At 60.7% G+C, this 22,888-nt stretch carries 27 protein-coding genes; 8 read left to right on the top strand and 19 right to left on the bottom strand.

All coding sequences use genetic code 11. The features are described 5' to 3' along the window. Positions 1–65: 65 nt before the first annotated feature. Together GLL_RS08970 and GLL_RS08965 are read left to right on the top strand one after the other, a co-directional pair. Complete coding sequence (locus tag GLL_RS08970; RefSeq protein ID WP_011141731.1) at positions 66–1,577, top strand: carboxypeptidase-like regulatory domain-containing protein; 1,512 nt, start codon at positions 66–68, stop codon at positions 1,575–1,577. Positions 1,578–1,769: 192 nt separating this feature from the next. Then, positions 1,770–2,276 (top strand): hypothetical protein, encoded by a 507-nt coding sequence (locus GLL_RS08965; RefSeq protein ID WP_164928839.1) that lies wholly within the window; start codon positions 1,770–1,772, stop codon positions 2,274–2,276. Positions 2,277–2,280: 4 nt separating this feature from the next. Here GLL_RS08965 and lnt read toward each other — a convergent pair whose 3' ends face one another. From lnt to def, 3 genes are all read right to left on the bottom strand, one after another. Further along, complete coding sequence (gene lnt, locus GLL_RS08960) at positions 2,281–3,846, bottom strand: apolipoprotein N-acyltransferase (protein WP_011141729.1); 1,566 nt, start codon at positions 3,844–3,846, stop codon at positions 2,281–2,283. After that, the gene (locus tag GLL_RS08955) at positions 3,843–4,823 is read right to left on the bottom strand and encodes an ABC transporter permease (protein ID WP_011141728.1); all 981 of its coding nucleotides are present in this window, start codon (positions 4,821–4,823) and stop codon (positions 3,843–3,845) included. The genes lnt and GLL_RS08955 overlap by 4 nt, the downstream gene beginning before the upstream one ends. A gap of 404 nt (positions 4,824–5,227) precedes the next feature. Further along, positions 5,228–5,779, bottom strand: coding sequence for a peptide deformylase (def, locus tag GLL_RS08950; RefSeq protein WP_197530150.1), 552 nt, complete (start codon positions 5,777–5,779; stop codon positions 5,228–5,230). A 210-nt stretch (positions 5,780–5,989) separates the two neighbouring features. Here def and crtW point away from each other — a divergent pair, with 210 nt between their 5' ends. Beyond that, positions 5,990–6,763 (top strand): beta-carotene ketolase CrtW, encoded by a 774-nt coding sequence (crtW, locus tag GLL_RS08945; protein ID WP_011141726.1) that lies wholly within the window; start codon positions 5,990–5,992, stop codon positions 6,761–6,763. 93 nt (positions 6,764–6,856) lie between these two features. Here the strand turns inward: crtW and GLL_RS08940 are convergent. Next, positions 6,857–7,734, bottom strand: a protein-coding gene (locus GLL_RS08940; protein WP_197530148.1) for an IS630 family transposase whose coding sequence is annotated in 2 segments (ribosomal slippage) — positions 6,857–7,402 and positions 7,405–7,734 — 876 coding nt in all. Because the reading frame shifts where the segments join, the coding sequence is not laid out codon by codon here. A 160-nt stretch (positions 7,735–7,894) separates the two neighbouring features. Here GLL_RS08940 and GLL_RS08935 point away from each other — a divergent pair. Continuing rightward, on the top strand, positions 7,895–8,251 hold the full coding sequence (locus tag GLL_RS08935) for a PadR family transcriptional regulator (protein ID WP_164928838.1): 357 nt from the start codon (positions 7,895–7,897) through the stop codon (positions 8,249–8,251). A gap of 81 nt (positions 8,252–8,332) precedes the next feature. Here the strand turns inward: GLL_RS08935 and GLL_RS08930 are convergent, their stop codons facing one another. The 8 genes from GLL_RS08930 to trpE form a co-directional block, all read right to left on the bottom strand. Then, the gene (locus tag GLL_RS08930; protein WP_011141723.1) at positions 8,333–8,521 is read right to left on the bottom strand and encodes a hypothetical protein; all 189 of its coding nucleotides are present in this window, start codon (positions 8,519–8,521) and stop codon (positions 8,333–8,335) included. A gap of 112 nt (positions 8,522–8,633) precedes the next feature. Then, the gene (locus tag GLL_RS08925) at positions 8,634–9,227 is read right to left on the bottom strand and encodes a PIN domain-containing protein (RefSeq protein WP_011141722.1); all 594 of its coding nucleotides are present in this window, start codon (positions 9,225–9,227) and stop codon (positions 8,634–8,636) included. Further along, a complete protein-coding gene (locus GLL_RS08920; protein ID WP_197530147.1) occupies positions 9,224–9,784 on the bottom strand; it encodes an excisionase family DNA-binding protein in 561 nt (186 codons plus the stop codon). Before GLL_RS08920 ends, GLL_RS08925 begins: the two co-directional genes overlap by 4 nt. Continuing rightward, positions 9,784–10,875, bottom strand: a complete 1,092-nt coding sequence (locus GLL_RS08915; RefSeq protein ID WP_011141720.1) for a saccharopine dehydrogenase family protein — start codon at positions 10,873–10,875, stop codon at positions 9,784–9,786. The genes GLL_RS08920 and GLL_RS08915 overlap by 1 nt, the downstream gene beginning before the upstream one ends. 95 nt (positions 10,876–10,970) lie before the next feature. Continuing rightward, positions 10,971–11,309: a hypothetical protein gene (locus GLL_RS08910; RefSeq protein WP_164928837.1), complete on the bottom strand. Its 339-nt coding sequence runs from the start codon at positions 11,307–11,309 to the stop codon at positions 10,971–10,973. Between the two features lie 159 nt (positions 11,310–11,468). After that, positions 11,469–12,197, bottom strand: coding sequence for a cytochrome c biogenesis protein CcdA (locus GLL_RS08905; RefSeq protein ID WP_011141718.1), 729 nt, complete (start codon positions 12,195–12,197; stop codon positions 11,469–11,471). Positions 12,198–12,216: 19 nt separating this feature from the next. Beyond that, on the bottom strand, positions 12,217–12,756 hold the full coding sequence (locus tag GLL_RS08900) for a thioredoxin family protein (protein WP_011141717.1): 540 nt from the start codon (positions 12,754–12,756) through the stop codon (positions 12,217–12,219). Between the two features lie 6 nt (positions 12,757–12,762). Continuing rightward, a complete protein-coding gene (gene trpE, locus GLL_RS08895) occupies positions 12,763–14,289 on the bottom strand; it encodes an anthranilate synthase component I (RefSeq protein WP_011141716.1) in 1,527 nt (508 codons plus the stop codon). A 56-nt stretch (positions 14,290–14,345) separates the two neighbouring features. Here trpE and GLL_RS08890 point away from each other — a divergent pair, with 56 nt between their 5' ends. After that, on the top strand, positions 14,346–14,615 hold the full coding sequence (locus tag GLL_RS08890; RefSeq protein WP_011141715.1) for a YciI family protein: 270 nt from the start codon (positions 14,346–14,348) through the stop codon (positions 14,613–14,615). Positions 14,616–14,739: 124 nt separating this feature from the next. Here the strand turns inward: GLL_RS08890 and GLL_RS08885 are convergent, their stop codons facing one another. The 3 genes from GLL_RS08885 to GLL_RS08875 form a co-directional block, all read right to left on the bottom strand. Beyond that, the gene (locus GLL_RS08885) at positions 14,740–15,372 is read right to left on the bottom strand and encodes a hypothetical protein (RefSeq protein WP_011141714.1); all 633 of its coding nucleotides are present in this window, start codon (positions 15,370–15,372) and stop codon (positions 14,740–14,742) included. A gap of 233 nt (positions 15,373–15,605) precedes the next feature. Beyond that, complete coding sequence (gene bchI / locus GLL_RS08880) at positions 15,606–16,709, bottom strand: magnesium chelatase ATPase subunit I (RefSeq protein ID WP_407919992.1); 1,104 nt, start codon at positions 16,707–16,709, stop codon at positions 15,606–15,608. A gap of 35 nt (positions 16,710–16,744) precedes the next feature. Continuing rightward, positions 16,745–18,286 (bottom strand): site-2 protease family protein, encoded by a 1,542-nt coding sequence (locus tag GLL_RS08875; protein ID WP_011141712.1) that lies wholly within the window; start codon positions 18,284–18,286, stop codon positions 16,745–16,747. A 114-nt stretch (positions 18,287–18,400) separates the two neighbouring features. Between GLL_RS08875 and GLL_RS08870 the strand changes: the two genes are divergently transcribed. Continuing rightward, positions 18,401–19,537, top strand: coding sequence for a geranylgeranyl reductase family protein (locus GLL_RS08870; protein WP_164929640.1), 1,137 nt, complete (start codon positions 18,401–18,403; stop codon positions 19,535–19,537). Between the two features lie 88 nt (positions 19,538–19,625). On the opposite strand, the gene GLL_RS08865 is transcribed toward GLL_RS08870, so the two are convergent. From GLL_RS08865 to GLL_RS08855, 3 genes are all read right to left on the bottom strand, one after another. Then, positions 19,626–19,967 (bottom strand): hypothetical protein, encoded by a 342-nt coding sequence (locus GLL_RS08865; RefSeq protein WP_011141710.1) that lies wholly within the window; start codon positions 19,965–19,967, stop codon positions 19,626–19,628. Positions 19,968–20,042: 75 nt separating this feature from the next. Continuing rightward, on the bottom strand, positions 20,043–20,990 hold the full coding sequence (locus tag GLL_RS08860; RefSeq protein ID WP_011141709.1) for a hypothetical protein: 948 nt from the start codon (positions 20,988–20,990) through the stop codon (positions 20,043–20,045). A gap of 218 nt (positions 20,991–21,208) precedes the next feature. Beyond that, on the bottom strand, positions 21,209–21,532 hold the full coding sequence (locus GLL_RS08855) for a hypothetical protein (protein WP_164928836.1): 324 nt from the start codon (positions 21,530–21,532) through the stop codon (positions 21,209–21,211). Between GLL_RS08855 and GLL_RS08850 the strand changes: the two genes are divergently transcribed. Both GLL_RS08850 and GLL_RS08845 read left to right on the top strand, forming a co-directional pair. Beyond that, a complete protein-coding gene (locus GLL_RS08850) occupies positions 21,531–21,788 on the top strand; it encodes an AbrB/MazE/SpoVT family DNA-binding domain-containing protein (protein WP_011141708.1) in 258 nt (85 codons plus the stop codon). The two genes, GLL_RS08855 and GLL_RS08850, sit on opposite strands and share 2 nt — an antisense overlap. Further along, positions 21,785–22,222 (top strand): type II toxin-antitoxin system VapC family toxin, encoded by a 438-nt coding sequence (locus tag GLL_RS08845; RefSeq protein ID WP_011141707.1) that lies wholly within the window; start codon positions 21,785–21,787, stop codon positions 22,220–22,222. Before GLL_RS08850 ends, GLL_RS08845 begins: the two co-directional genes overlap by 4 nt. A 12-nt stretch (positions 22,223–22,234) precedes the next feature. Here GLL_RS08845 and GLL_RS08840 read toward each other — a convergent pair whose 3' ends face one another. Further along, positions 22,235–22,831, bottom strand: a complete 597-nt coding sequence (locus tag GLL_RS08840) for a YceI family protein (protein ID WP_164928835.1) — start codon at positions 22,829–22,831, stop codon at positions 22,235–22,237. Positions 22,832–22,888: the final 57 nt, after the last annotated feature.

The raw sequence follows: 22,888 nt of genomic DNA, 5'->3' as shown, positions 1-22,888 counted from the left end.
GAAGCCGGATAGCAGGGGGGTAAGTTACCATCGGTGCCAGTCTTTGCGATTCATCGGGGCTTTCTATGCGCCTTCTCCCTCAGTGGCTCTGGCTCGCGATGCTCACTGCCGCTCTTCCGGCCTGGGGCGCTCCCGAGGACCAGTCATCGGCCCCTTTCAAGCCCACCACTACCCCGGCCCGCCCGGCTCCCGCCGGAGCGATCCAGCTTCAGCCTCCCTTCAAGCCGATGCAGACGCCGTCGGTATCCCCGTCAAAGCCCGCCGCCACCCCGAGCCCACCCGTACCGACTGCGGCCAAATCCGGGACTCGCCAGACCCAACCCTTGCCCGGTCCGGCCAAACCCGGTCCCATCCAGGACCAACCGCTTGCCGCCCCGGCACTCGCCCTGCCGCAACCCGGCAAATCCCCCACCATCCCCACATTTTCCAGGCCGGCCTCCACAGCCAAGCCGGCTTTGGCTCCGGCTAAACCCGCCGCTACGACCCCACAATCGTCACCTGCCGGCATAGCGCCAGGAGCGGCTGCCAAGCCTTCCCCCGCAATGCTCAAAGCCGAACCGAAACCCGTCGCTGTCCCGGCGCCAAAAACTTTGATCCCGGCCAAACCGGCCGTGCAGAGCGCACCAAAACCTGATCCGGGGGCGCCCAACCCGACATTCGTGATCCCCCCCCGCGCTGCCGCCCCGGTACCCACCCAGGCCACGCTGCTCGGGCAAATCCGCAACGAGCAGGGTGACCCAATCGCCGAGGCGACGGTGAGCCTCGGTAAGCACTCCGCCCGCACCGACGCCAGCGGCAGCTATCTCATCGAAAAACTTACCCCCGGCCGCTGGGAGGTCAAGATTCAGCACCCGCTCTACACCGAGAAACAGACGCGCATCTGGCTGGTGGAGGGTCTCAAGACCACCCTCTCCCTTGCGCTGCCCCGCTCGGTCGCCAGGCAGGAACCCACCCGAGTGGGCCTGCTCGGGGTCGGCTCGCTGCCCGTCACCGATACGCTCGCTCAGCGGCTTGCCGAGGAGTTGGTGCGCACGGGTGCTTTTCCGAAGGTGGGGCCGCTCACGTTTCTCAAGCGCGACGAGGTGATGCCTATCGTGCGCAAGATCGACCGACCGCTCCACGAGATCCTCGATCGCGATCGGCCCGACACGGCCCTGGTCAAAGCATTTTTTGAGTACGCCGGGGTGACGGCCCTGGCCATCGCCCGCGTCGACATGCTGACGCGCAACGAAGGGAATGCCAGCCAGCTCAATTCCCGCAGCCAGATCGAGCTGTGGCAACTCAAGGACAATCGCGTTGAGATCCGTACCCTGGCTGAGGCCGGCCGCTCCGAGCGCCAGGACAGTGCCCTGTCGAAGGCGGAAGCCGACCAGCTCTATGCCGTCCAGATTACTCAGCAGGCGGACGAAGTCAAAAATCGCTGGGAGCGGGACAATCCTCTCGCCGCTTTTACCGCCGACATCCAGGCACCGAGCGCCGGTCAAAAAATCGATACCAAAGTCGAAATCTTGCCCAAAAATCAGTCTGCGCCTCCCTCCCAGCCGCCACCACCAGCTCAAGAGAAACCGAAAAATTAAACACCTGGCTTCGAAGTGCGCCCAAAATATTGGTGGGCTTGTCGTCTTGGCAACAGGTTCACAGGATAGGCTGTGCCAGTCTGGCGGAGGTTTAGTTGTTTCCTGTCGCCTTCACAACAGGCGCGGGTACACTCGCTGTGTCACGGTGACAAGTTGGCAGGCAAATTCGCGGATCAAGCCATTTCCTCCTCTGTGCGGGAGCGGGTTTTGCTCATCGGGCTGGTGGTCACCGGCCTGACGGTGCTGGCCGGTCTGCATCTGTGGCGGGTCCGCCAGGAAAATCACTGGGGGGCTGCCCAAGCGATGCTGGAGGAGGGCACCCACAAGTTGCAAACAGGTGACCTGCGAGGGGCGGAAGCCACTTTCACCCAGGCGCTCGCAGCAGACGCCGACAACGATTATCTCTATCTTCAGCGCGGTCTGGCGCGGCTATGGCTCTTCGAGTACGCCGCGGCCGTTGCAGACTTGAGCCGCTCCATTGCGTTGCAGCCGCGCCCAATTGCCTACCTGCGCCGCTGCGAAGCCCATCAGGCCGCTTCGCACTACCGGGCGGCGCTTAGCGATTGCAGCGAGGCGATCCGCCGAGATCCGGGCGACCCGGCCGCCTACCGTTTGCGCGCCGCCGTCCGGCGCGCCTTGGGTGACGCACCGGGAGCCCTGAGGGACGCACAACGCTCTACAGACCTCAGCAGAAAATAAGAGCCTAAAAATTCCGGCGCCCCCGGCGTCCGGCGGGGCTCCGTCCGGCAATCAGCCCCAAGAGCGCCAGCGCCGCACTGAGCGGCACGAACCAGTCGCCCCAGAGGGCATACAGCGTCATCCCTTCAAGAAGCCGGACCGGTTCGACAAAGGCCGCGTAGACGTTCCAGCCGGTGATCCGCGTGGTGCGGCCCAGCGGATCGACAACGGCACTGGTGCCGTTGTTGGAGGCGCGCACCAGATAGCGGCCGGTCTCCACCGCCCGCAGCGCATCGAGGGCGTGGTGCTGGGGGGCCATAGCCGGGCCGTACCAGGCGTCGTTGGTCGATTGAACCAGCAGGCGCGCCCCGGCGGCCACCTGGGCGCGAAAGCCGTCTGCAAAGGCCGAGTCGAAGCAGATTCCGGCGGCGACAAGGCCCACCGGTGTCTGCAGGCGCTGGCCCAGCGAGCCGGCAAACACTTCTTGTTGAACAGGGGAAAGTTTGCGCACCAGCGGCCCGATGAGCGCCTTGAGGGGGATTTGCTCTCCGAAGGGCACCAGGTGGATCTTGTTGAAGGTGCTTATGGTCCGCGCGTCGCCGTCAAGGGCGAACAGGGTGGTGGCCACCTGACCGTCGGTGCGGCGCTCGAAGGCGCTGAGCAACACCGGTACCCGGCGGGACTGAATCTCGGGGACCAGCGGTGCTGCCGGGTTCGTTGGGCGCGACCAGATAAATGGAAAGGCCGTCTCCGGGGTGAGCACCAGCTGCGCCCCGGCCGCCGCCAGTTCTTCGTAGCCGCGCACGTAGGTCTCGACGGTCTCGCGCCGGCCGTCGGGTGTCCACTTGCGCGCCTGGGCGATATTGCCCTGAATAACGCCCATACGCAACGGCTCACCTGCCGGCAGCGGTTGGGCGAGTTGCCACCATCCGTATAGGTACACCGAAGCCGCCAGGAGCGCTGCAAGGCCCGCGTAGCCCACACGGCGCGTGCTCCAGCTCTCGGCCACCAGCGCATTGACCGCGACGGCCAATCCCACCAGCAGCTGCGCGCCTCCCAGCGCGACCGTTTGCACCGCCCACAGGTCACCTGCCAGGCTCTGGGCAAGTGTCCCCCAGGGAAAGGCGGTCTCCCCCTGGCCCCAAAGCCAGTGCAGTCCCACCCAGAGACCTACGGCAAAGAGCACCCGCCGCAGGCCGCTCAGGCGGGTGCGGACCACCAGGCTCGCCCAGAGTCCGATCACCCAGGCTTGACTCGCGCTCACGAACAGCCACGCCCCCAGGGCGATCGCGAGGCTGGGCCACCACTCGATCCCCAGCCAGGTGAGCGGATGAAATCCCAGCAGCCAGCGCAGCAAGATGGCGTAGTAGACCATCCCCGCGAGGGTTCCAAGCCAGAAAGCGCGGGGGCGGTGCTCGGCGCGCAAGTAGACCAGCAACGGCACCAGGGCCACCCACACCAGCACCCCCCAGCCGGTGGGCGGAGCGGCAAGGCCCAGGGCTGTGCCCCCACCCACCGCCGCGAGCACTCCCGCGATGGAGCGCCGCCGTTGGGCTTGCTCCCGCCGCCTGCGCAGAGCGATCCCGCTCATCTTTGTCCCCGCCGTCCGGCGCTATCGACGAGCACAGCCGCCAGGATCACCACTCCCAGTACGATTTTTTGCAGGTACGGATCGACGCCCAGCAGATTGAGACCGTTGCCGAGGGTGCCGATAAACAGCGCCCCGAGCAGACTGCCGAGTACTCCTCCTCGGCCGCCGCTCAAACTGGTGCCCCCCACCACTACCGCTGCGATCACCTCCAATTCGTAGAGTTGGCCGCTATTGGGAATTCCGGCTCCGAGCCGGGCGGCGAGCATCCCGCCCGCGAGCCCCGCGAGCAAGCCGTTGATGAGATAGACCGCCACCAGCACCCCTTGCACCGGCACTCCCGCGAGCCAACTCGCCTCGGCGTTGCCGCCGATGGCGTAGATCTGGCGGCCGAAGACTGTGCGGGTGAGCAAAAAGTATCCTCCGGTCACCACTACCATCAAGACGAGCACTGGCAGCGGCAGTAAGCCGAGCTGTTTTTGGCCCCAGAAGGTGAAGTCGGGCGGCAAACCGCCGATCGACCGGCCGCCGGTGAGCAAAAAGGCGAGGCCGCGGGCAATGGTGAGCCCGGCCAGGGTGACCACAAACGGAGCCACCCGAAAGTACGCCACCAACAGACCGCTCAAAAGCCCGACCCCACCGCCTACCACGATGGCCACGGGCATGCCGAGCCCGCCCGCTTGGGCGACCATGGCCCCGCTCACCCCGGCAAGGGCCACCACCGATCCCACCGACAGATCGATGCCGCCCGTCAGGATCACCAGTGTCATTCCGACCGCCAGGATGCCGAAAATCGCCGTCTGCAGCGAGATGTTGATGAAGTTCTCGAGGGTAAAAAAGCCCGGGGCGATGGCGCTGAAGACGACGATCTCGATCAGTACGGCGATGGCCGGGCCGTAGGCAGTCTGGCGGGCGAGCCATTCACGCAACCAATCCGGTAGGGTGAGGAGTTTTGGGTTTTTTGACGTGCTCTCGCCCATGACTGTCGCTGGCTTCTCGACACAGTGTGCCAGAGAAATGCCGCTATTGCCGGAAGTTCCTACCGATGTCTGTGACCTGACACTTGCTGTTGGCTTGGCACGACAGTCTGTGGAGCGAGAGGTGGAACCCCCTTCGGGTTCCCCTCTCGCGCTCTCCCCCTCCCCGCGTCAGGGGCGTGCCACCCCCCGACACCCCCCGGACTTCAGGGCACGGTTGGGAACGAGAATTGGTGGGTTGGATAAGCTTATTCTTCCAGGGCCTGCACGACGCGTGTCGACTGCGGCGAAGGGGCTGGCTCGCCATTGGGCTACAGAAGTATCGGGAAGTGGGGCAACTCAGGCAAGGGTCAAATAAAAAACCCGATGGACAACGGTTTTTACCCTGACACCTGGCACCTGTCCAATCACCCTCCCCGCCAGAAGCGGTCGTAATTTTCGAGGGTGCTGAAAGTCTGAAGATCCATGCGATCCACGCACAGTAGGCCGTTGAGGTGATCGATTTCGTGCTGGAGGATGCGGGCGTACCAGCCGTGTGCCCGGATGACGACCGGGGCGGCCCGTTCGTCGAGTGCTTCGACCCGCACCACCCGCGCCCGGGCCACCAACCCCTGGTAACCGGGAATGCTCAAACAACCCTCGAAAAAAACGGCCGATTCTTCGCCTTCCACGCTCAGCACAGGGTTGATGAGCACATGAAAGGGCACCGGCTCGCGCTCCCGTTCGCGCCGCTCCGCACCGCTCAGCCGCTCGATGTACTCGGGGCGATCCTCGATGACCACCAGTTGCACCGAGACGCCCACTTGGGGGGCGGCGAGGCCTACCCCCGGCGCCTCGCGCATCCGCTCGGCCATCGCGGCGATCAGTTGCTGGATCGCTTCGCTTTGAATTTCATCGCTGTTCAAGGGCTTGGCCGTCAGGCGCAGCACCGGATCTCCGGTTTTGACGATTTCGTACACGCCCCCTCCGCTGGTGCCCGTGGATTCGCACTCTATTGTCACCGGATAGCGACTCTGACGATCCCCAATTCGGCAGGCGTTAGACCCTACTCCGGATAGACAGTCTTTTGGGTATGCACGCTTAAGATGCAAATAGAAATGATCGCTTTCGCCGCAGGCGACGCAGTCTGCAGGCTGGAGGCAAAGTTTTATTTCGGGTCTACAAGGTCTATGATGCGTGGCTCGGCAGTAAAGGAACGTACTTCGAAGCGGCTTGCCGAAGGGGTTATCACCCATAAGAACGATTCTTCCGGCCTCTGGTGGGCTCTGGTGATTATCGGCCTGTGGATCTTCAGTTTCGCCGCAGCGCTGCGCTTACCTATTGGCGAGTTATCGCTGCAGGCCGTCATCGGCGTGGTGATCCTCAGAACCTTTCTGCACACAGGTCTATTTATCACTGCCCACGACGCGATGCACCGAACCGTGTTTCCCGCCAATCACCGCATCAACGATTGGCTTGGTACCGCCGCCGTCGGTCTGTACGCCTTTATGCCCTATCGCGAACTACTGATTAAACATCAGTTGCACCACCGCTTTCCAGCCACCGGCAAAGACCCCGACTACCACGACGGCGAACATAGCGGCTTCTTTCAGTGGTACTTGAAATTCATGAAGGACTATATGGAGAGCCGGAACACCCCGTTTTTGATCGCGGGCATGGCCGTGGTGTTCGGGGTGTGCACTTGGCTGATGGGCGTTCCGCTCGTCAACCTGGCGCTGTTCTGGTTGTTGCCGCTGGTGCTCAGTTCCTTGCAATTGTTCTACTTCGGCACCTACTTGCCCCACCGACAACCCGACGGCGGCTACCGCAACCGTCACCGGGCCACCAGCAACCGTCTTTCGAGCTTCTGGTCATTTGTCAGCTGCTATCACTTCGGCTACCACTGGGAGCACCACGAATACCCGCTCGTTCCCTGGCATCGGCTGCCCGAGGCGCGCCGCTAGGGCATTTCGGAATTGCCTTTGCAAAATCCCAGGCCGGTTCTAGCCACACGCACCAGCAACCGAAATCCAAAGATATAGCTGTCGCCATTTAAGTTAGGACGCAGCCTGTTTGAGAACGGCATCCATCGCGTTGCGCAAATGCCCGCAATCACGTAACCGTTTGCGAATCCGACTTTTCAACCACGCCCAGCACTTCTCAATGCGGTTCAGGTCGGGGGAATACGGGGGTAAATAGAGTACGTGGGCACCGGCCGCTTCAATCAATGCGACAATCCGGCCACCATGATCAAACGTGGCGTTATCCAGAATCACCCACTCGCCAGGCTGCAACACAGGAATCAAGCAGCTCTCCAGCCAAATTTCAAACACGGTCCGATTGCAAGCCCCTTCGACAGTGAACGGGGCGATCAGCTGACCGGCTCGATAGCCCGCAATCATGTTGATGCGACCCTGACGACGACCTGCTTTCAGTCCGTAAAAGCGCTCCCCCGACGGCGACCAACCGTATCCGTAATCGTCGCGCTCGTCCATGCCGGACTGATCGACATACACCAGGTGCGCGGCTTTCGGGTCCGGCAGAAGCTCTAGGAATGCTGAGCGTTTCGCCTCATCGCGTTCGCGATACCCGTAGGTCTTTTTTTTCGGGTGATGCCAAGCTTGTGCAACGCCCGCGAAATCGTGCGGCTACTGATCTGTCCATCCCACAGTTGCGCCATCTCGGCCTGGGTTTTGTCGCCATGTGCTTCTACGAAGGCCCGAAACTTTTCCCAGTCGGTAATTTTCTGACCCTTATGGGATGCCGGTCTGGGCTTTGCCTGGACATCTCCGGTTTCTGCCTTGCGCTGAGACCACAAGTTGATGGTGTTGCGACTGATGTCGAACAGCTCGCTGGCTTCACTTTTCTTGAGACCGTTGAGTTCGATGGCTTGCAGGACTTTTTGGCGGAAGTCGTAACTGTAGGGTTTTGCCATGGCCGGTCGCCGAGAGACTACTGGTAGTTATAGCCTATGTCCTAATAAAGTTGGCGACAGCTATAGTACCCGCTTCAGAACTCTTGACATGTAGACAATAATCACTTACTGATATATCGGCTATAGATATATCAGTAAGTGATTATTGGAGAGGGTGAAGATGCCGGATGCCAACGCGGACCCCGTGTGTTTTATTCCGCTCACCCCGGCGGTGTTCCATATTCTTCTGGCCGTGGCTGAGTGCGACCGCCACGGCTATGGAGTGATGCGCGCTGTTGAGGAGTACTCCGGGGGGAAGCTGAAACTTGGGCCGGGTATCCTCTACGGCTCTCTCAAACAGCTTCTGGCTAGTGGATGGATTGAGGAAGTCGCCGGACCCGGTGGGGAACGGCGGCGTTACTACCGGTTGAGCGAGTTCGGCAAAAGGGTTGCCGCCGCCGAAGCGCAACGCCTGTCCAATCTGCTGATGGTTGCGCGGGCGAACCAGTTATTGCCGGGTGTGGAAGGTGCCCCGTGAAGGGCAGAAGGTTCACTGGGGCAGATCCCTGCCCTGATTGGGTTCTAGGATATGGAGCTCAGTTTTTTTAGGATCACTGACTTAGACGATATCCACCTTCCAACCGCACACCCGTTCGACCGCCTCGGTGCAACTGCCCGTGTATCCCTGGTTGGCAATAATTTTCTTCAAGCGTACCAGCCTCCCTTTCATGCTCATCGCCAGAGCCTGCAACCCCTCGTGGTCGGAACTGTTAAACACCTTGGGCACCAAGCCCAACACGTCGACCATTGGGTGTCTTTTGAGCCCTTTGACCTTTTTGTGAGCGTCGAAACCCGCTTCATAGCTCCTTTTTGAGCCGTTTTTACCAATTAGCTGTCGATTGTCCGGCGCGAGGACCGCTTTATGAATTCCGGTAGGCGACTGGATCGTAGGGCGGAACGGTCAACTGCAGCCCGTTGCCCACTTTTTTCGTAAATCCTGGGGCAGGAGCGCTCAACCGCGAGAGCATTTGCCCGATTGGTTTGCTACGGCACTTCGCCATGTCGTTCAGCACTTGAACCACAACCGCCTCGTCAAGGTCATAAAGTACTTTCAGATACTCGTCCGGGTGAGCAACGGTCACACCCCAGATTTCAACATCAGCGGGTTTGAAGTGGCGAACGTTCATGGTCAGAATCGTCTCTACCTGCCCGCGAATCGCGGCGGCGAGAATATGCCAATCCTTTGGGTCGTTCGTGCACATGGGGAGGTAGACCTGATAATCGGTGATCATCGCTTCGGGGAAGGCCTGCTTTGCTGCGTTGATGCGTGAAGTGATGGTGTCCTGCGGCCACTTCAAAACGTTGAGCATCGTCCGTTCCACTTCCTGCCAGATTTCGTCCGTCCATTTTGGCAAGAGCAACCGCGGTTCCTCAGACAGACGGAGGAATAGATCGGAGAGGGCAGACTCGGCGAGGATATTTGCATCGAGCACCACCGAGTAGTCCGCCCTCATTTCCTCCCCGGGTCGGGGCGTGTCAGATCGACGTATTGGGCGTCAAGGTCAGCTTCCACCAGCTCCTCCGTCATTTTGTCGAGCTTGGCCCGTCGTTCGCCGCTCCGGGCTTGGCGATAAGCGATAAGGTCCTTAAAGAGAACCCGGCGATGCGTACCGACGCGGTGGAACGGGAGTTTTCCATCTTCCAAGAGTCGAACGAAGAACTGCCGCGAAACGCCCATATAGTCCGCTGCCGCTTGGGTTGTGAACGCCTCGTCCTCGTGTATGAGAAACACGGCTTCCTTTCGTCGGACCGCCTGTAAAATCTCGATGAATAGGTCGTTCACCGGCTGCGGTAACTCGACGACATCGCCACCCTTACTCAAGAGCACGGGCAGGAAATCCGACTGCAACGCCTGCTGCAGCCGTTGCTTGTCCACTTCAGACAGCGCGGACGGATCGAAACGGGTTTCTGGTGTTGTGCTCATGCCTTCAGTTTGTTTGATAAACGCTATATCCGCAACTCGTCGCTCCCGACTCGCGCAAAACGATAGAGCGCCGAGCATCTCCGCCATCACTCGAACAATATCTGGATGCCTCGGCTGGCCATCGCTTTTTCAAACAACGGCGTAGGTAGCGCCTCGTCCACGGTCCACACGCCGGGCTTGTGCACTTCGCCGGTGAGCATCAATTCGGCAAGGCTGCCGGTACCGATGCCGCAGGCGGCGGTGGTGTTCTCGTGGGTGAGCAGGGCGGTACGTCTTGCGGATTGGCCGTCCTTGAGGCCCAAAACCTCTGCACGGATGCGCACGCCGATGCCGCTGAAGCTGTCGGTCACCGAGGTCATCTGGTGGCTGACCTGCGATAAAAATTCGATTGTCTCCGGATTGTGCATCAACTCGTCCGGGAACCAGTGGGCAGCCATCCAGGTGAGTTGATTGTAGAAGTCCGGGTCAACGCCGAACTTGGTCACCACCGTGTGTACCGGGAAGGTCTTGGTCAGTGTGTAACTCTCGGGCATATCGAACCAGTAGACCGAGCCCGGTCCCTGGGAAAATTGCACCGTTTGACGGCCGGTGTAGGGTTTAACCTCCTGCCATTCGCCGCCGATCCAGGCTTTGAAGGGCCGCTTGAGCCCCAGGAACGTCGTGCGCATCACCGTCACCCCGGCTCCGCCGGAACCCTGGACGACGTAACTCAGATGGATCGCTTCCGGCTTGTCGAGTTGCTCGGCCGCCTGCCGGACCATGCTGTTGGAGATCCCCGGAAAGATCCCCGAATTGACGATCGCCGTCACCCCTGCCGCTTCGGCCTGCTCTCGCAATGCCAAAGCAGCAATCGTGTAGTCGCGGTAGTCGCTGACGTCGAGATAATCGACCCGCCGCTCGATGCAGGTCTTGAGCACGGTCCCGTCGCGGTGGTGGAACGGCCCGGTGCAATGGATGACCAGATCGGTATCGGCGATGGCCGCCTCCAACCGGGACCGGTCAGCCAAGTCCAGTGCCATGAAACTCGCGCGCGGACCCAGTTGCTCTGCGAAGGCGGGGCCGGTCTTTTTGGTGCGGCCGGTGATTACCACCTGCATCGAGGTGTGGCTGACTAAATCTCTGGCGACACCGGCGCCGATGCGCCCCTGCCCGCCGAGAATCAAAACACGATTTTTCACAAGCGTTCAAACAATATTGGCTTCCGACTCTATTTGACCCATCATCGGTGCCGACCATCATCCATACAAAGACTGATCCCCGCGCTTCGATGGTTTCAAAATCCCACCGCCAGCCCCAGGTTGAAGGCGACGGCGGTGCCGCCGTCCGAGTAAGCGTCGAATCCGACCAGGAAGCTGCTGACCAGCACCAGATTGCTCTGTTCGATAAACCGGTCGAACCCGGTGCGGAGCACGAAGGCACTGCGGCTACCCAGGGGCGAGGCGTCGTCGCCTGCGGTGGCGATGCTTGCCCCCGCTCCGAGGCTGAGGACGTTGCGCTCAAAGGGCAGATCGAGGCTCAAGGTTGGCACGAAGGCCGCCTTGCGCCCAAAAAGAACATCGCCCCGCAGCGAAAGACGAACCGGCAGCGGCAAGGCGTAGCGACCCGTGATCATCCCACCCGTGCTCGACCCCTCCCCCGGCCCCGAGCCACTGGTCAATCCGGCACTCAACCCGCCACCGAGATACGCAGCCGTCTGTGCATGCGCAACCTGGGCAGACAGCAGTACCAACAGTAACTTTGCTCCGATCAGCGCAACTCTCACCGCGGTCCCTCAGCGATTCAGAATATTCAAAATCGCAAGCGTGCCGGTGAAGATGAGCAGGATGCCGCTTACCTGATTGATGAGACCTGACCAGCGGCGCAGCGAGAGCATCGCCTTGAGGGCGCCGGTAAAGGCTCCGGCCAGGATAAGCGGCGTGGCGTGGCCGATGGAGTAAGAAAACAGCAGCCCCGCCCCTACCCACGGATTGCCGGTGGTGGAGACCCAGGCTAGTAGTGCGATGAGCACCGGTGTCGAGCAGGGGGATGCCACCAGGCCGAAGGTGGCGCCGGTGGCCAGCGACTTGAGCGACTGGGGGGTGTCCTTGGCAAGGTCAAAGCCGCCCCACTGGGGCAGGCTCAGGGGAATGAGCCCAAGCAGGTTGAAACCCATTAAGATGGCCAAAGCGCCCATGGCGATGAACCAACCGGTCCCCACCTGGCCGTAGAGCATACCCGGTATCGTGGCCACCAGGCCGAGGCCGGTAATGGTGACGGCGAGACCCAGGGCGAACCACCCGGACTGCACGAGCGCTTCGAAGCGCGAGCGCGACTGGTAGCCGCCGATGTAGCCGATCGTGACCGGCAGCATCGAGAGGATGCAGGGGGTGAAACTGGTGGCGAGGCCAATCAGGTACAACAGCAAAAAACTGGTGGGCGAAATCTGGGTGAGCTGAGCCCTGGCCAGTTGCTCGGCCCCCTGCTCGATCTGATACAGCCACAGTTGCAACGCTTCGCTCACGGCTTGCTCGCTAGGAATCTTAAGAGTGATCGCGGGGCTGGTCGACTTTTTTGGGTGGCGTGAATTTTGAAGTCTGGCCGGCGGGGGCACCTGCCTTGGGAAGCGTTTCAGCCCCCGCCGCCAGGGCGGTTAAATTGTCTTCCAATATCTGCGAGGGCTGCAGACCGATGGCCGATCCTAGAGGACGGGCCGCCGCGTCCAAAAATGCGTAGTGGGGTATTCCAGACACCTTGTACTGCTGCAGTTCGGGCAGCCAGCGGGGATTATCGACGTTGAGCATCACAAAGTTGGCCTGCTCGCCGTAGCGCTCCTTGAGCCTGGCGACAGTCGGAGCCATCGTCTGGCAACTGGCGCACCAGTCGGCATAGAACTCGACCAGGGTCGGTTTGCCGTTGGCGAGGGCTTCGTCCAACGGCACCGCCTCGGCCGCCAACTGCTGCATCGTCGGGGCCTGGTTGCGGGCGGCAAAAAAGACGAGCACCGCGATCAGCACCGAGGCCAGCGCGACGATGCCGTTGCGCAGCCAGATGCCGGTTTTGTTCTCGGGGGCGCTTTCCATGGGTTGCTATTGCACTTGCCCTTCTACGTTAGCGGACGCGCCCCCGCTCCGGGCGAGGCGGGCGATCGTTTCGAGCATGCCGCGGGCTTTGTTGAGCGTTTCCTCGTACTCGGTCTCGGGTACCGAGTCGGCCACCAGCCCCGCCCCGGCCTGGATGTTGGCGAGCCCCCCGTGGACGACCAGCGTGCGGATGGTGATGGCGGTGTTGAGCTGGCCGTCGAAGCTGTAGTAGCCGTAGGCGCCCGCGTAGGGTCCGCGCCGAAACGGTTCCAGTGCGTGGATAATCTCCATCGCCCGGATTTTGGGGGCGCCACTCACCGTACCGGCCGGAAAAGTGGCCCTGAGCAGATCCCAGGCCCCTCGGCCGGAGGCTAGTTCGCCGGTGACGTTGGAGACGATGTGCATGACGTGGGAGTAGCGCTCGACGGTGAGCAGTTCGTCCACCCGCACGCTGCCCGGTTTGCACACCCGGCCCAGGTCGTTGCGGCCCAGATCCACGAGCATGACGTGCTCGGCCACCTCCTTGGGATCGGCGAGCAGATCTTTTTCGAGCCAGCGGTCCTCCGCTTCGCTCTGGCCGCGCCGCCGGGTGCCCGCGATCGGCCGGACGGTGGCGAGGGCTCCCCCGTCGCGCCGATCCAGACGCACCATCACCTCCGGGCTCGAACCGATCAGTTGAAAATCGCCGAACTGGTAGTAAGCCATGTAGGGCGAAGGGTTAATCGCCCTCAGCATCCGGTAGAGATCAAAGCTCTCGCCCGCAAAGGGCGTGCTGAAGCGCTGGGCGAGTACCACCTGAAAGATATCCCCAGCCCGGATATATTCGCGGGCGCGCTCGACGGCCCCACAGTACTGCTCGCGGCTGAAGGTACTTTGGGCTTGGACCCTGTGGGGCGTCCACTCCAGGCCCAGGGGCTCGGCCTTGGCGGCGGGCCGGGCCAATCGTTCCACCAGCGCGTCCACTTTTTGGCCGGCGAGCCGGTAGGCGCTCGCCGTGTCGCCCTCGCGCAGATCCGCGTAGGCGATCACCCAGATCTTGCGCTTGATTTGATCGAAGATGAGCAGCGAATCGACCTGCATCCAGAAGCCGTCGGGCAGGCCGTCGGGATCGCTATACACGGGCACCGTCGGTTCGATCCAGCGAATCAGTTCATAGCCCCAGTAACCAAAAAGCCCACCGATTCCCGGCGGCAACTCCGGCAGGTGCACCGGCTGGTAGGGTTCCAAACAGCGATCGAGCACCGCGAACGGGTCGCCCGTGTGGGTGAGCCGCCCACCGTCGCGAAACACCTGCTCGCACGTATCGCCCCGGGCGGCGAGGGTCCAGAGCGGCTCGCACCCCAGGAAGCTGTAGCGTCCCAGCCTCTCGCCCCCCTCGACCGATTCGAGCAAAAAACTTTCCCTCGCCCCGTCACAGACTCGATACCAGGCAGAGACCGGCGTTTCGAGATCCGCCAGAATCTCGCGGTACACAGGAATAAAATTGCCGTCTTTTGCCAGTGTCTCGAAGCGCTCAAAGTCCGGCGCAACCATCGCGACCCTCCAGTCTTCCCGCCATTATCGCCTCCCCCTTGTGGCACAATCGACCCATGCCAAAGTACGTTCTGACCGGCACCTACTGCCCGGATGTGCTCGAAAAGCGCGCCCCTTACCGCGAGGCGCACCTCAACCGCCTCGCCCAACTCAAAGCCGAGGGCAAAGTGATCACTATTGGCCCCACCCGCGACCTCACCCGCGTCTTCGGCATCTACGAGGCCGACACGGAAGCGGAGGCCCGCACCCTGGTCGAAGCGGATCCTTACTGGGAAAACCAGATCTGGACGGGTTACGAAATTCACGAGTGGATCCAGGCCTTCTGAGCATCCGCCGCGGCCTAGAAACTGCCAGACCACAGCAAGAAGCACCGAACTGGAACGGTCAACTAAAAAGTGCGCCCCGGCGGGAAATCCCGCCGGGGCGCGCAGTCTTGAAGCAGATGCGATTTTAGTAGCGCAGCGTCAGAGGGGCTTCGAGGCGCAGATCGACCGGGTCGTTGTCGCTGATGACCACGACCTGGGACGCACCGGCGTTGCCGATAGCAGTACCGGCGATGGCGCCGCCCAGAGCGCCCCAGCCCGCGCCGCCAAACAGCGAACCGACCAGGGCACCGCCTGCCGCACCAATACCGGCGTCGGCGGCGATGTTGCCGGCGGATGTCTGACGGGGATCTTTGATGTCCTTCAAGACGCGGGAACTGGCGCGCATCGTGTAGTAGCGGCCATTAATCGAAGCGGAGTCGGCAAAGAAGCGCAGGCCCCCTTTGACCGGCTTGAAGGTGCCGCGGATCTCGGTGCCCGCAGGCAAGGCGATGTTGCCGCCGGCGTCGTAGACGTCCTCGGCAATCACCATCGAAGTCAACTTGGCTGTGCCCGGATCCAAGTAGACGGTTCCCTGCTGGTCGGCGGGCGACACCGGCACGATCGTCCCAGGGGCAAGCCGGGTGACGCCGACATCGAACTGGCGGTTGCCCCCGCGATTGTATTCGTACTGCGAATACTGCTGTGCCTGCACGGGCAGGAAAGCACCGGCGGCACCCACCAGGCCCACAACCGCGAGGGATAACAGCGACCGTTTCATACTCTTCTTCCTCCCAGAAATGTGGAGTGGGAATGCTCACTTACCAGTCAGCCTAGCCCGGGACAAATATGGGGGTCTCCCCCGTACGGTTGAACTCGGCTGCCCTGTATGTCCCTATCCTAACGGAACGGCCACCCCCCCCGCAGGGCGAGCCTCGCAACAAAAGCTGCGTTCGATGTACTTGCCGTTGGAGGATTCACTACATCTAGTGTTGCGATTTGCCGCAAAACAATCTACTGGGCGGCGTTGGTCTCGGGGGGGGGCAAGTCGAAGATGCGTCGGAAGACTTTTTCGACTTTGTAGCCCGAGTCGATCGATTCGAGCGGATCTTTGCGCAACCGGTGGCGCAAGCACAGCACGATCACCCGCTGGATGTCCTCGACGGTGACCCGGCCGCGCCCTTCGAAGGCGGCCAGGGCCCGGGCGGCGCGGTCAGTGACGATGTCGCCGCGCAACCCGTCCACATCCAGTTCGGAGCAGACCTGCGCGATCTTCAGTTGCAAATCGTCGGAGACTTCGGTTTTTTTGAGCAACTGCTGGGCCTTGGCGATGCGCCGCGTCAGTTCCTGCTGCGCCTTGCGGTGAGCGGCAAGAAAGCGTTGGGGGTTGCCGTCAAATTCGCCACGTTGCTGGACAATCTGCACCCGCGATTTCGGATCTTTGACCGTGCGCACCTCGGCGTGCATGGCGAAGCGGTCGAGCAACTGGGGCCTGAGTTCGCCTTCTTCAGGGTTGCCCGAACCGACCAGCACGAAGCGGGCCGGGTGGCGCACCGAGATGCCCTCGCGCTCGACCGTGTTCCAGCCGGAAGCGGCCGAATCGAGCAGTACATCCACCAGGTGGTCGTCGAGCAGGTTGACCTCGTCGACGTAGAGAATGCCCCGGTTGGCACGGGCGAGCAGCCCCGGCTCGAAGGCTTTGACGCCCTCGGAGAGGGCTTTTTCGATGTCGATCGTGCCGCAGACGCGGTCTTCGGTGGCCCCGAGGGGCAGATCCACCATCTGCACCTGGCGGCGCTCGACGGGCAACGCTTCACCTGCCAGTTTGCGCCCGCGCACCTCGTCGCTCATCAGATCCTGGTTGTAGGGGTCGCTGTGGTAGGGATCTCCCGTTACTACTTCGATCTCCGGAAGCAGTTCGGCCAGGGCGCGCACGGTCGTCGATTTGCCGGTTCCCCGATCGCCCATGATCATTACCCCTCCGAGCTTGGGGTCGATGACGTTGAGGATGAGGGCCAGTTTCATCTCCTCCTGGCCGACGATGGCGGTAAAAGGAAAGACCGGCCGCCGGCCGCTCGTCTGGGAAACCACGGCAAAGTACCTTCGTTCGTATCCGATGCGTCAAGATTCTAACGTCTGGGCGGCAAAGGCCGTCAGCCCCCAAGCCCCAGGCGAAGAGCGATCTGCGGCGTGAGCGGCAGCAAGATGGCGGCCATCGCAAACAGGGCCAAAATAGCGAGCGCGTCGCGGCGGCTGTCGGTCTCGGTGATCTCGTTGAGGGTGGGCCGCTCCGGCGTGCGGGCAAACAACAGCACGATTACCGCCCAGTAGAGGTACCAGGGGACAAAGATGCCGATGATGCCCAGCAAAACCAGCGTGACGATGCCGGTGATGCGCGCCGTGCGCCGACCGTAGACCGCCTGGACGATTCGACCGCCGTCGAGTTGGCCTGCGGGAAGCAGACTGAGGGCGGTTATCTGCAACCCGAAGATACCCACGATCGACAAGGGATGCAAATTGACAAACTGGCTGTCGGTCACTGGACCCAGCAATAAGCGCACGAAGATCCCGACCAGCACGTTGAGGTCAGCCGGCCGAACCGTGAGCGGTCCCGCCTGATTTGCCACACCCGAAAGGGCCAATCCCACCAGCAAAAAGCCCAGCGACACCAGCCCGCCCACCGCCGGTCCGGCAAAGGCGATGTCAAAGAGGGCGCGGCGGCTCGGGGGGGGCGAATCGAGGCGCGTCAGCGAGCCGAAGGTGCCGGGGTAAATCGCGAAACCGGCGGGCGGCACCGGAATCGGCGTGAGCAGCGGCAGCAAGAACGCCGAACTGAGGCGCACGCCGTAGCGCTTCGCCTGCCAGCGGTGGGCGGCCTCGTGGGCAAACAGTGTGAACAGCACACCCACGGCGATGGGCAGAGCCGTAGACACGCCCTCGGGCGAGAAGGCGTTGACGCTGCTGGGGGTGACCAGTAGATAGACCGCCGCAAACGACAACACCATCAGGACGATGGAGATGGCGATTGGCAGCTTGCGTGCCTGGAAGGGGTCGCGGTCGCTGGGCAGCACCAGTACCGTCGGCTTACCCGATTCGTCGTTGAGCAAAAACAGCTGGTAGCGATCGGCAAACAGGGCCTGAAGCCTTTCGTTGAGGGCTTGAAAGACGATATCCGGGTCGCCGCGCAAATTGCCCCGGTAGAGCACTCCCTGGCGAAAAGGCAGCGTCTCGGTGGCAAAGAACGTGTCGATGCCGAACAAACTCTGCAGCTTCTGGCGGTCCTCCTCGGGGATGGCGAGCGCTTCCGCCTGCATTTCGGCAATCGGCGGGGGCATCGCCTCTCCATGACCGTCCCCGCCGGCTTCTCCCCTTTGCCGTCTGGCTTCCAGTTCCGCCCGGTAGCGCTCGCGCAGGCGCTTTTCCTGTTCGCCCGCCGCCTCGCGCAGCAGGCGCCCCAGCCAGATGTAGGCGCCGGTGGTGGCCAGTAGAATCACCAGCAATATCCCAAAGTTGATCTGAATGCCGAGCCAGAACAGACCAAAAAAGCCGACCCAGGGCAAAAAGAGCACCACGGCCTGCAGCCAGGCAAGGATGCCCACCCGCCCGGCTTTGCGCGCCTGCAAAAACCCCCAGCCCAGAAAACCGAGGCTGGATAGAACGAGCAAGGCAGGAATCAACAGCGACGAAGTAATCACTTCTCCATTGTGTCAACTGGTCGTAATAATCTGCCAAGATCTGGCCGAATCGCCGCAATCTTTGTGGCACGATAAGCTTCCGGAGGCTCGCAAGGCGGCAAAGCGATGGCGGAAATATTCGACTGCGCGGTGATTGGGGCGGGACCGGGGGGCGGAGCGGCAGCTTACCATCTGGCCCGGTGCGGCCACAGCGTGCTGGTGCTCGAAAAGCAATCTTTGCCGCGCTACAAGCCCTGCGGCGGCGGCGTCTCCCCGGCGGTGGCCGCCTGGTTCGACTTTGATTTTTCTCCCGCCATCTGCGCCTACGTCGACACCATCCGCTACACCTGGCAGATGGGTGAGCGGGTCGAGGCGCCTTTGGGCCTGCAGACACCCATCTGGATGGTCCGCCGCGACGTGTTCGACCATTTTTTGATCTCCCAGGCCGTGGCGCGCGGGGCCGAGTTGCACGCGCCCTGCCCGGTCGGTGCGATTACCCGCAGCGGGGATCGCTGGCGGCTCGACACCGATGCGGGACCGTTTTACAGCCGCTACCTCATCGGTGCAGACGGCGCCAAAGGTCCCACCGCCCGCTGGTTGGGCCTCGAAAAGCGGGCCGTGGCCATTGGCGGGGCGATCGAAGTCGAAATTTCCGCACCGGTACCGGAGCCGAACTTTGCCCACTTCGAATTCGGGATGGTCAAGGACGGCTATCTCTGGAACTTCCCCAAAAACGGCGCCCACTCGATCGGTATCGGCAGCTTCGGGCGGCGCAAAGTCGATCTCAAAACCCCTTTGGCCCAGTACGTCGCCCACTTTGGACTTTCGCTGGACGGAATCACCCTGCACGGCCACCCGCTCTTGCTCTGGAAAGGCCCGTCGTTGCTGCACACCGAGGGCGCGCTTCTGTGCGGCGAGGCGGCCGGGATCGTCGACCCGTTCACCGCCGAGGGGATCCGCCCTGCGCTGTACACCGGTGTGCAGGCCGCTCACGCTGTCGCCGAGGCTCTAGCAGGAGACACCCATGCGCTCGCCCGCTACAGCGAGCACATCAAAAGCGAGTGGGGAGAGGATTTGCGCTGGGCCGACCGCCTCGCCCAGGTGTTCTACGCTTTTCCGCGCATCGCCTACAAAGTCGGCGTTCACCGCCCCTCCGCCACCCGCACGATGGGCAGACTGCTTTCGGGCTCTCTGAGTTACCGAGAAGCTGCAGGGCGAGCGATACAACGGCTCGTTGGCTACAACCACGCGCAAAGTGGCGGCAGACAATAGAGGCTATTTCTCGCGGGCAGAGAGGACAATCGTTTGTTGCGTAGCGTATCGGAAAGGCTGCCGTACAAGATCTTTTCGTTTGAGCTCACTACACCGGCAGGGTGATAATTTTTGCCAGAATACCCAGTACACTTGCCAAAGCATTGAGAAGGTCAACAGTAGCATCCAGATCGTCGATTGCCTTATCGAGGTCGCGGATGCCGCTCTCAAAGTCATTTCTCAGCTTTTCCAACTCCCTTACGATGACCGAGGCAATATCTAATTCCACCGTTTCTACGTAAATGGAGTATTGGCTGCGAGCCTTCTTAAATCGATTTTTATCTGCTTCGCTGCCAAAGCGATCCAGAATTCCTTCTATGTACAACTGCGTTTCTCGTTGCTTGATCTGTTGATAAAAAACCAGGGCTCTTTGTACATTGAGAACTTGCATCTCATCGCCTCCATGATTTATGCTGATTTGTTTGCTGCGAGTGGACAATAACTTGGGTGGGCTCCAAAAACCGGCTTATGCATTTAGCCTTTGGGTGAGTTTGAGAAAAGCTTCAATGTCTGCCAGAAGTTCGGCAGCCCGAGCGGGAGTGAGGTCGTTTTGCAATAGAGCCTCGAAAGCTTCTAATAAGCTGCTGGCCGCTTTTTGAGCTTTATCCAACTCATCGATCCGAAACGTGATGAGTCGAATTTCCTTGCGTTTCTCCACCCAACCTTCTGATTTCTCTACGGGTTGTAAGGCAATGTAAGGAGTACGCAAGTACCTATCGCTTTTGATGCTTTGAACCTGCTTAAGATCTTCTGTGAGCTTAATCTCCAAAAATTTCAACAGCTCTTCTTGAATCTTCATTTCAGAGCGAATCGTTTTTTCTCGAGTTTCAAGTTCTGCGCGCAGCGCTCCCCTGATCTGTGCTTTGATGACGATTTCACCAACCTTGCCAAACACTTGGCCAGCAGTAGGTGGAGCCGTTCTAAAAAGAACGCCCAGGTTGGCAAGCTCAGTTCCGATCTTCGCTGCAGCTGCTTGCGCTTTTGCAGGAGCATCGGACGTGGCTAGTTCGTAGAGGGTATCGAAATAGCGTTTGAGCAGTGACGTGTGAGAGCGCATCCTGCGCAACAATACGAGCCAGCGCTCGTCCAGGTCGGTGATTCGGTCGTACCTCTTGGTATCTTCTTGGACGTCACTGTTGGTATCATTAGCCAACAATCTCTCTGAGCTTGCATCGAGCAGGATGGCACCCGTTGCTTCTAATAATTTGTCAAGGGCGGCAGCATAGGCTGTACCGGCTTGGGCGAACTGTTGATACTCGCTGATGGAAGCTCCGCAGCCAACCAGCAAAATTGCAGCTCCCCCAAACAGAATTTTTCTTCGATCAAACTTTAGGGGAAGTTCGAAGTATGAACTAGCATTTCGATTGCTCATACCCAGGTCCACCTGAGACAATGCGTCGGGGCCGTAATCCATGATTTTTCCTCGTAATTTGACTCTTGGTCACCGACACGACTTTCTCCCGCTGGTGAACACACCTGTCGAATGCGGAGACCCCTTGGATGGTGGATAAACCATTGCATCGCAACTTGGCATTTGCAAAGGAGCGTTCCGTAGATGCGTTGCAAGCCATGGAATCTGTACCTGCTACGTCTGGAGCTATCTAGTTGCCAAAGCCGAGGTTTATGCAGCATTTAGAGATGAAGCTTGGAGGTGTCGATGCTGGCAAAGACGACCAGCTCCTCTACCGATGCTTCAAATCGTTGCTCAAGTAGCTTGCCTCCACCCGGAAGACTAACGGACGGGTGAGGGTAGGGGTGTTTGCCCCCAACCGATGAAATGTTGCGGTTGGTATAGGCTACCTTGCCTCGCCGAGTTCTGAGCTTTTTGGTTGTGAGTTGCTCCAGTGCAGCCAGCGGTGAAGTCGTCTGTGCTACGCCCAAAGCTACAGCCCGAGTTGGCGCAATCACTGCAGCCAGGATCCAGTTTGCCAAATCTGAGCTAAAATTGCCAACCATGGACACCCTGACAATCGACAAGTTCGGGCGCATTCTCATTCCGAAGAAGGTCCGTGACCAGCTTGGGCTATCTGCCTCGGACAAACTCGACTTAGAAATTCGAGACGGAGTGATACTATTGGCTCCAATCCAACAAGAGCAGAAGGTTTACTACAAAGGGGGAGTACTCGTGGTGGACTCTGAGCCCATTGGAGACCTGAGGACCGTCATCCAGGAGCTGCGGGAGGAGCGCATTCGGAAATTGGGTGGTCGGTGAAGGTTCTATTTGACACATCGGTCCTGGTGCCTGCCATTGTGCACAGCCATGAGAATCACGAAATCTGCTGGTCATGGGTTGAGCGAGCGCGAAGCGGACAAGTTCAAGGATTGATGGCTGTGCGCACCCTTGCCGAAAGTTATGCTGTCCTGACTCGTCTGCCGCTCAGGCCTCGCATTCAACCACTTTTGGCCAAGCGCCTCATCTTGGAAGTATCAGAGTACGTGACTACCGTTCCCCTTACCGCGGGTGACTACCGTTCGGTGGTGGCTCTGATGGCGGAATTGGGCTTACCGGGCGGCGGAATCTACGACGCCTTGATTGCTCAAACAGCCCTACAGAGCCAGTCTGATGTACTGTTGACCCTGAACCCCAATGACTTTACCCGGCTGGGGGAACCAATAGCTTCCCTGGTTCAGGTACCCCGACTGTAGATAGGAAGCTTTCTACAACCCGGCATTGGTGCTGACCGGTCGTGCCACCGCCTGAAATTTCAGGCCGATGGCGTCATCGACGGTGACAAACAGCAGACTCGGCGGGGAGATGCCAAAGTCGGTCATCTTGGTCTGGCCCTTGCCGCTCACCTTCAGCTCGGTGCCGAGATACACGGCCTCGGCCTCGAAGACCACTGGGCGGGTGACTTCTTTGATGGTCAGATCGCCGTGGATCTTGCCGGTCTGCTTGAGGCCCCATTTCTTCCACTCGGCGACACTCGGGAAACCTTCGAGCTTGGTGACGACAAAAGTCGCCTTGGGATATTTCTCGGTCTGCAAAAACTCGCCCCGCATCCGGGCGTCGCGCGCACCGTTGCCCGAGTCGATGGCCGCAAGACCAATCTGGATCTCGCCTTTGACCAGTTCACCCGTCTGATCATCCAGGATGAGCGTGCCGCCGATGTCGGAGGTATTGCCCTCCCAACTGGCAAAGGCGTCGCGGTTGGTGTAAGTCGCTGTGCCCTGATCGAATTTGAGCGTCTTGGGTGCTGCCTGGGCAAGCGAAGCCAGACAAAAGCACAGGGAAGTCGACAGCAGTAGAGCCCGCATTGCATTTCTCCTATTTAATGAGCAATACGCCGGGCGCAAAGCAGGCGGATCGTTTCT

It is taken from the genome of Gloeobacter violaceus PCC 7421, from assembly GCF_000011385.1.
Lineage (GTDB): Bacteria > Cyanobacteriota > Cyanobacteriia > Gloeobacterales > Gloeobacteraceae > Gloeobacter > Gloeobacter violaceus.
Note: the sequence above shows the minus strand (reverse complement) of the source record. Positions and strands in the feature narration are given on the sequence as shown.

Coding starts and splice junctions, on each gene's coding strand:
- GLL_RS08970 (WP_011141731.1), top strand. CDS start 66: ATGCGCCTTCTCCCTCAGTGGCTCTGGCTCGCGATGCTCACTGCCGCT.
- lnt (WP_011141729.1), bottom strand. CDS start 3,846: ATGAGCGGGATCGCTCTGCGCAGGCGGCGGGAGCAAGCCCAACGGCGG.
- GLL_RS08955 (WP_011141728.1), bottom strand. CDS start 4,823: ATGGGCGAGAGCACGTCAAAAAACCCAAAACTCCTCACCCTACCGGAT.
- crtW (WP_011141726.1), top strand. CDS start 5,990: ATGATGCGTGGCTCGGCAGTAAAGGAACGTACTTCGAAGCGGCTTGCC.
- GLL_RS08935 (WP_164928838.1), top strand. CDS start 7,895: ATGCCGGATGCCAACGCGGACCCCGTGTGTTTTATTCCGCTCACCCCG.
- GLL_RS08930 (WP_011141723.1), bottom strand. CDS start 8,521: ATGGTCGACGTGTTGGGCTTGGTGCCCAAGGTGTTTAACAGTTCCGAC.
- GLL_RS08925 (WP_011141722.1), bottom strand. CDS start 9,227: ATGAGGGCGGACTACTCGGTGGTGCTCGATGCAAATATCCTCGCCGAG.
- GLL_RS08920 (WP_197530147.1), bottom strand. CDS start 9,784: ATGGCGGAGATGCTCGGCGCTCTATCGTTTTGCGCGAGTCGGGAGCGA.
- GLL_RS08910 (WP_164928837.1), bottom strand. CDS start 11,309: ATGATCACGGGTCGCTACGCCTTGCCGCTGCCGGTTCGTCTTTCGCTG.
- GLL_RS08900 (WP_011141717.1), bottom strand. CDS start 12,756: ATGGAAAGCGCCCCCGAGAACAAAACCGGCATCTGGCTGCGCAACGGC.
- trpE (WP_011141716.1), bottom strand. CDS start 14,289: ATGGTTGCGCCGGACTTTGAGCGCTTCGAGACACTGGCAAAAGACGGC.
- GLL_RS08890 (WP_011141715.1), top strand. CDS start 14,346: ATGCCAAAGTACGTTCTGACCGGCACCTACTGCCCGGATGTGCTCGAA.
- GLL_RS08885 (WP_011141714.1), bottom strand. CDS start 15,372: ATGAAACGGTCGCTGTTATCCCTCGCGGTTGTGGGCCTGGTGGGTGCC.
- GLL_RS08865 (WP_011141710.1), bottom strand. CDS start 19,967: ATGCAAGTTCTCAATGTACAAAGAGCCCTGGTTTTTTATCAACAGATC.
- GLL_RS08860 (WP_011141709.1), bottom strand. CDS start 20,990: ATGGATTACGGCCCCGACGCATTGTCTCAGGTGGACCTGGGTATGAGC.
- GLL_RS08850 (WP_011141708.1), top strand. CDS start 21,531: ATGGACACCCTGACAATCGACAAGTTCGGGCGCATTCTCATTCCGAAG.
- GLL_RS08855 (WP_164928836.1), bottom strand. CDS start 21,532: ATGGTTGGCAATTTTAGCTCAGATTTGGCAAACTGGATCCTGGCTGCA.
- GLL_RS08840 (WP_164928835.1), bottom strand. CDS start 22,831: ATGCGGGCTCTACTGCTGTCGACTTCCCTGTGCTTTTGTCTGGCTTCG.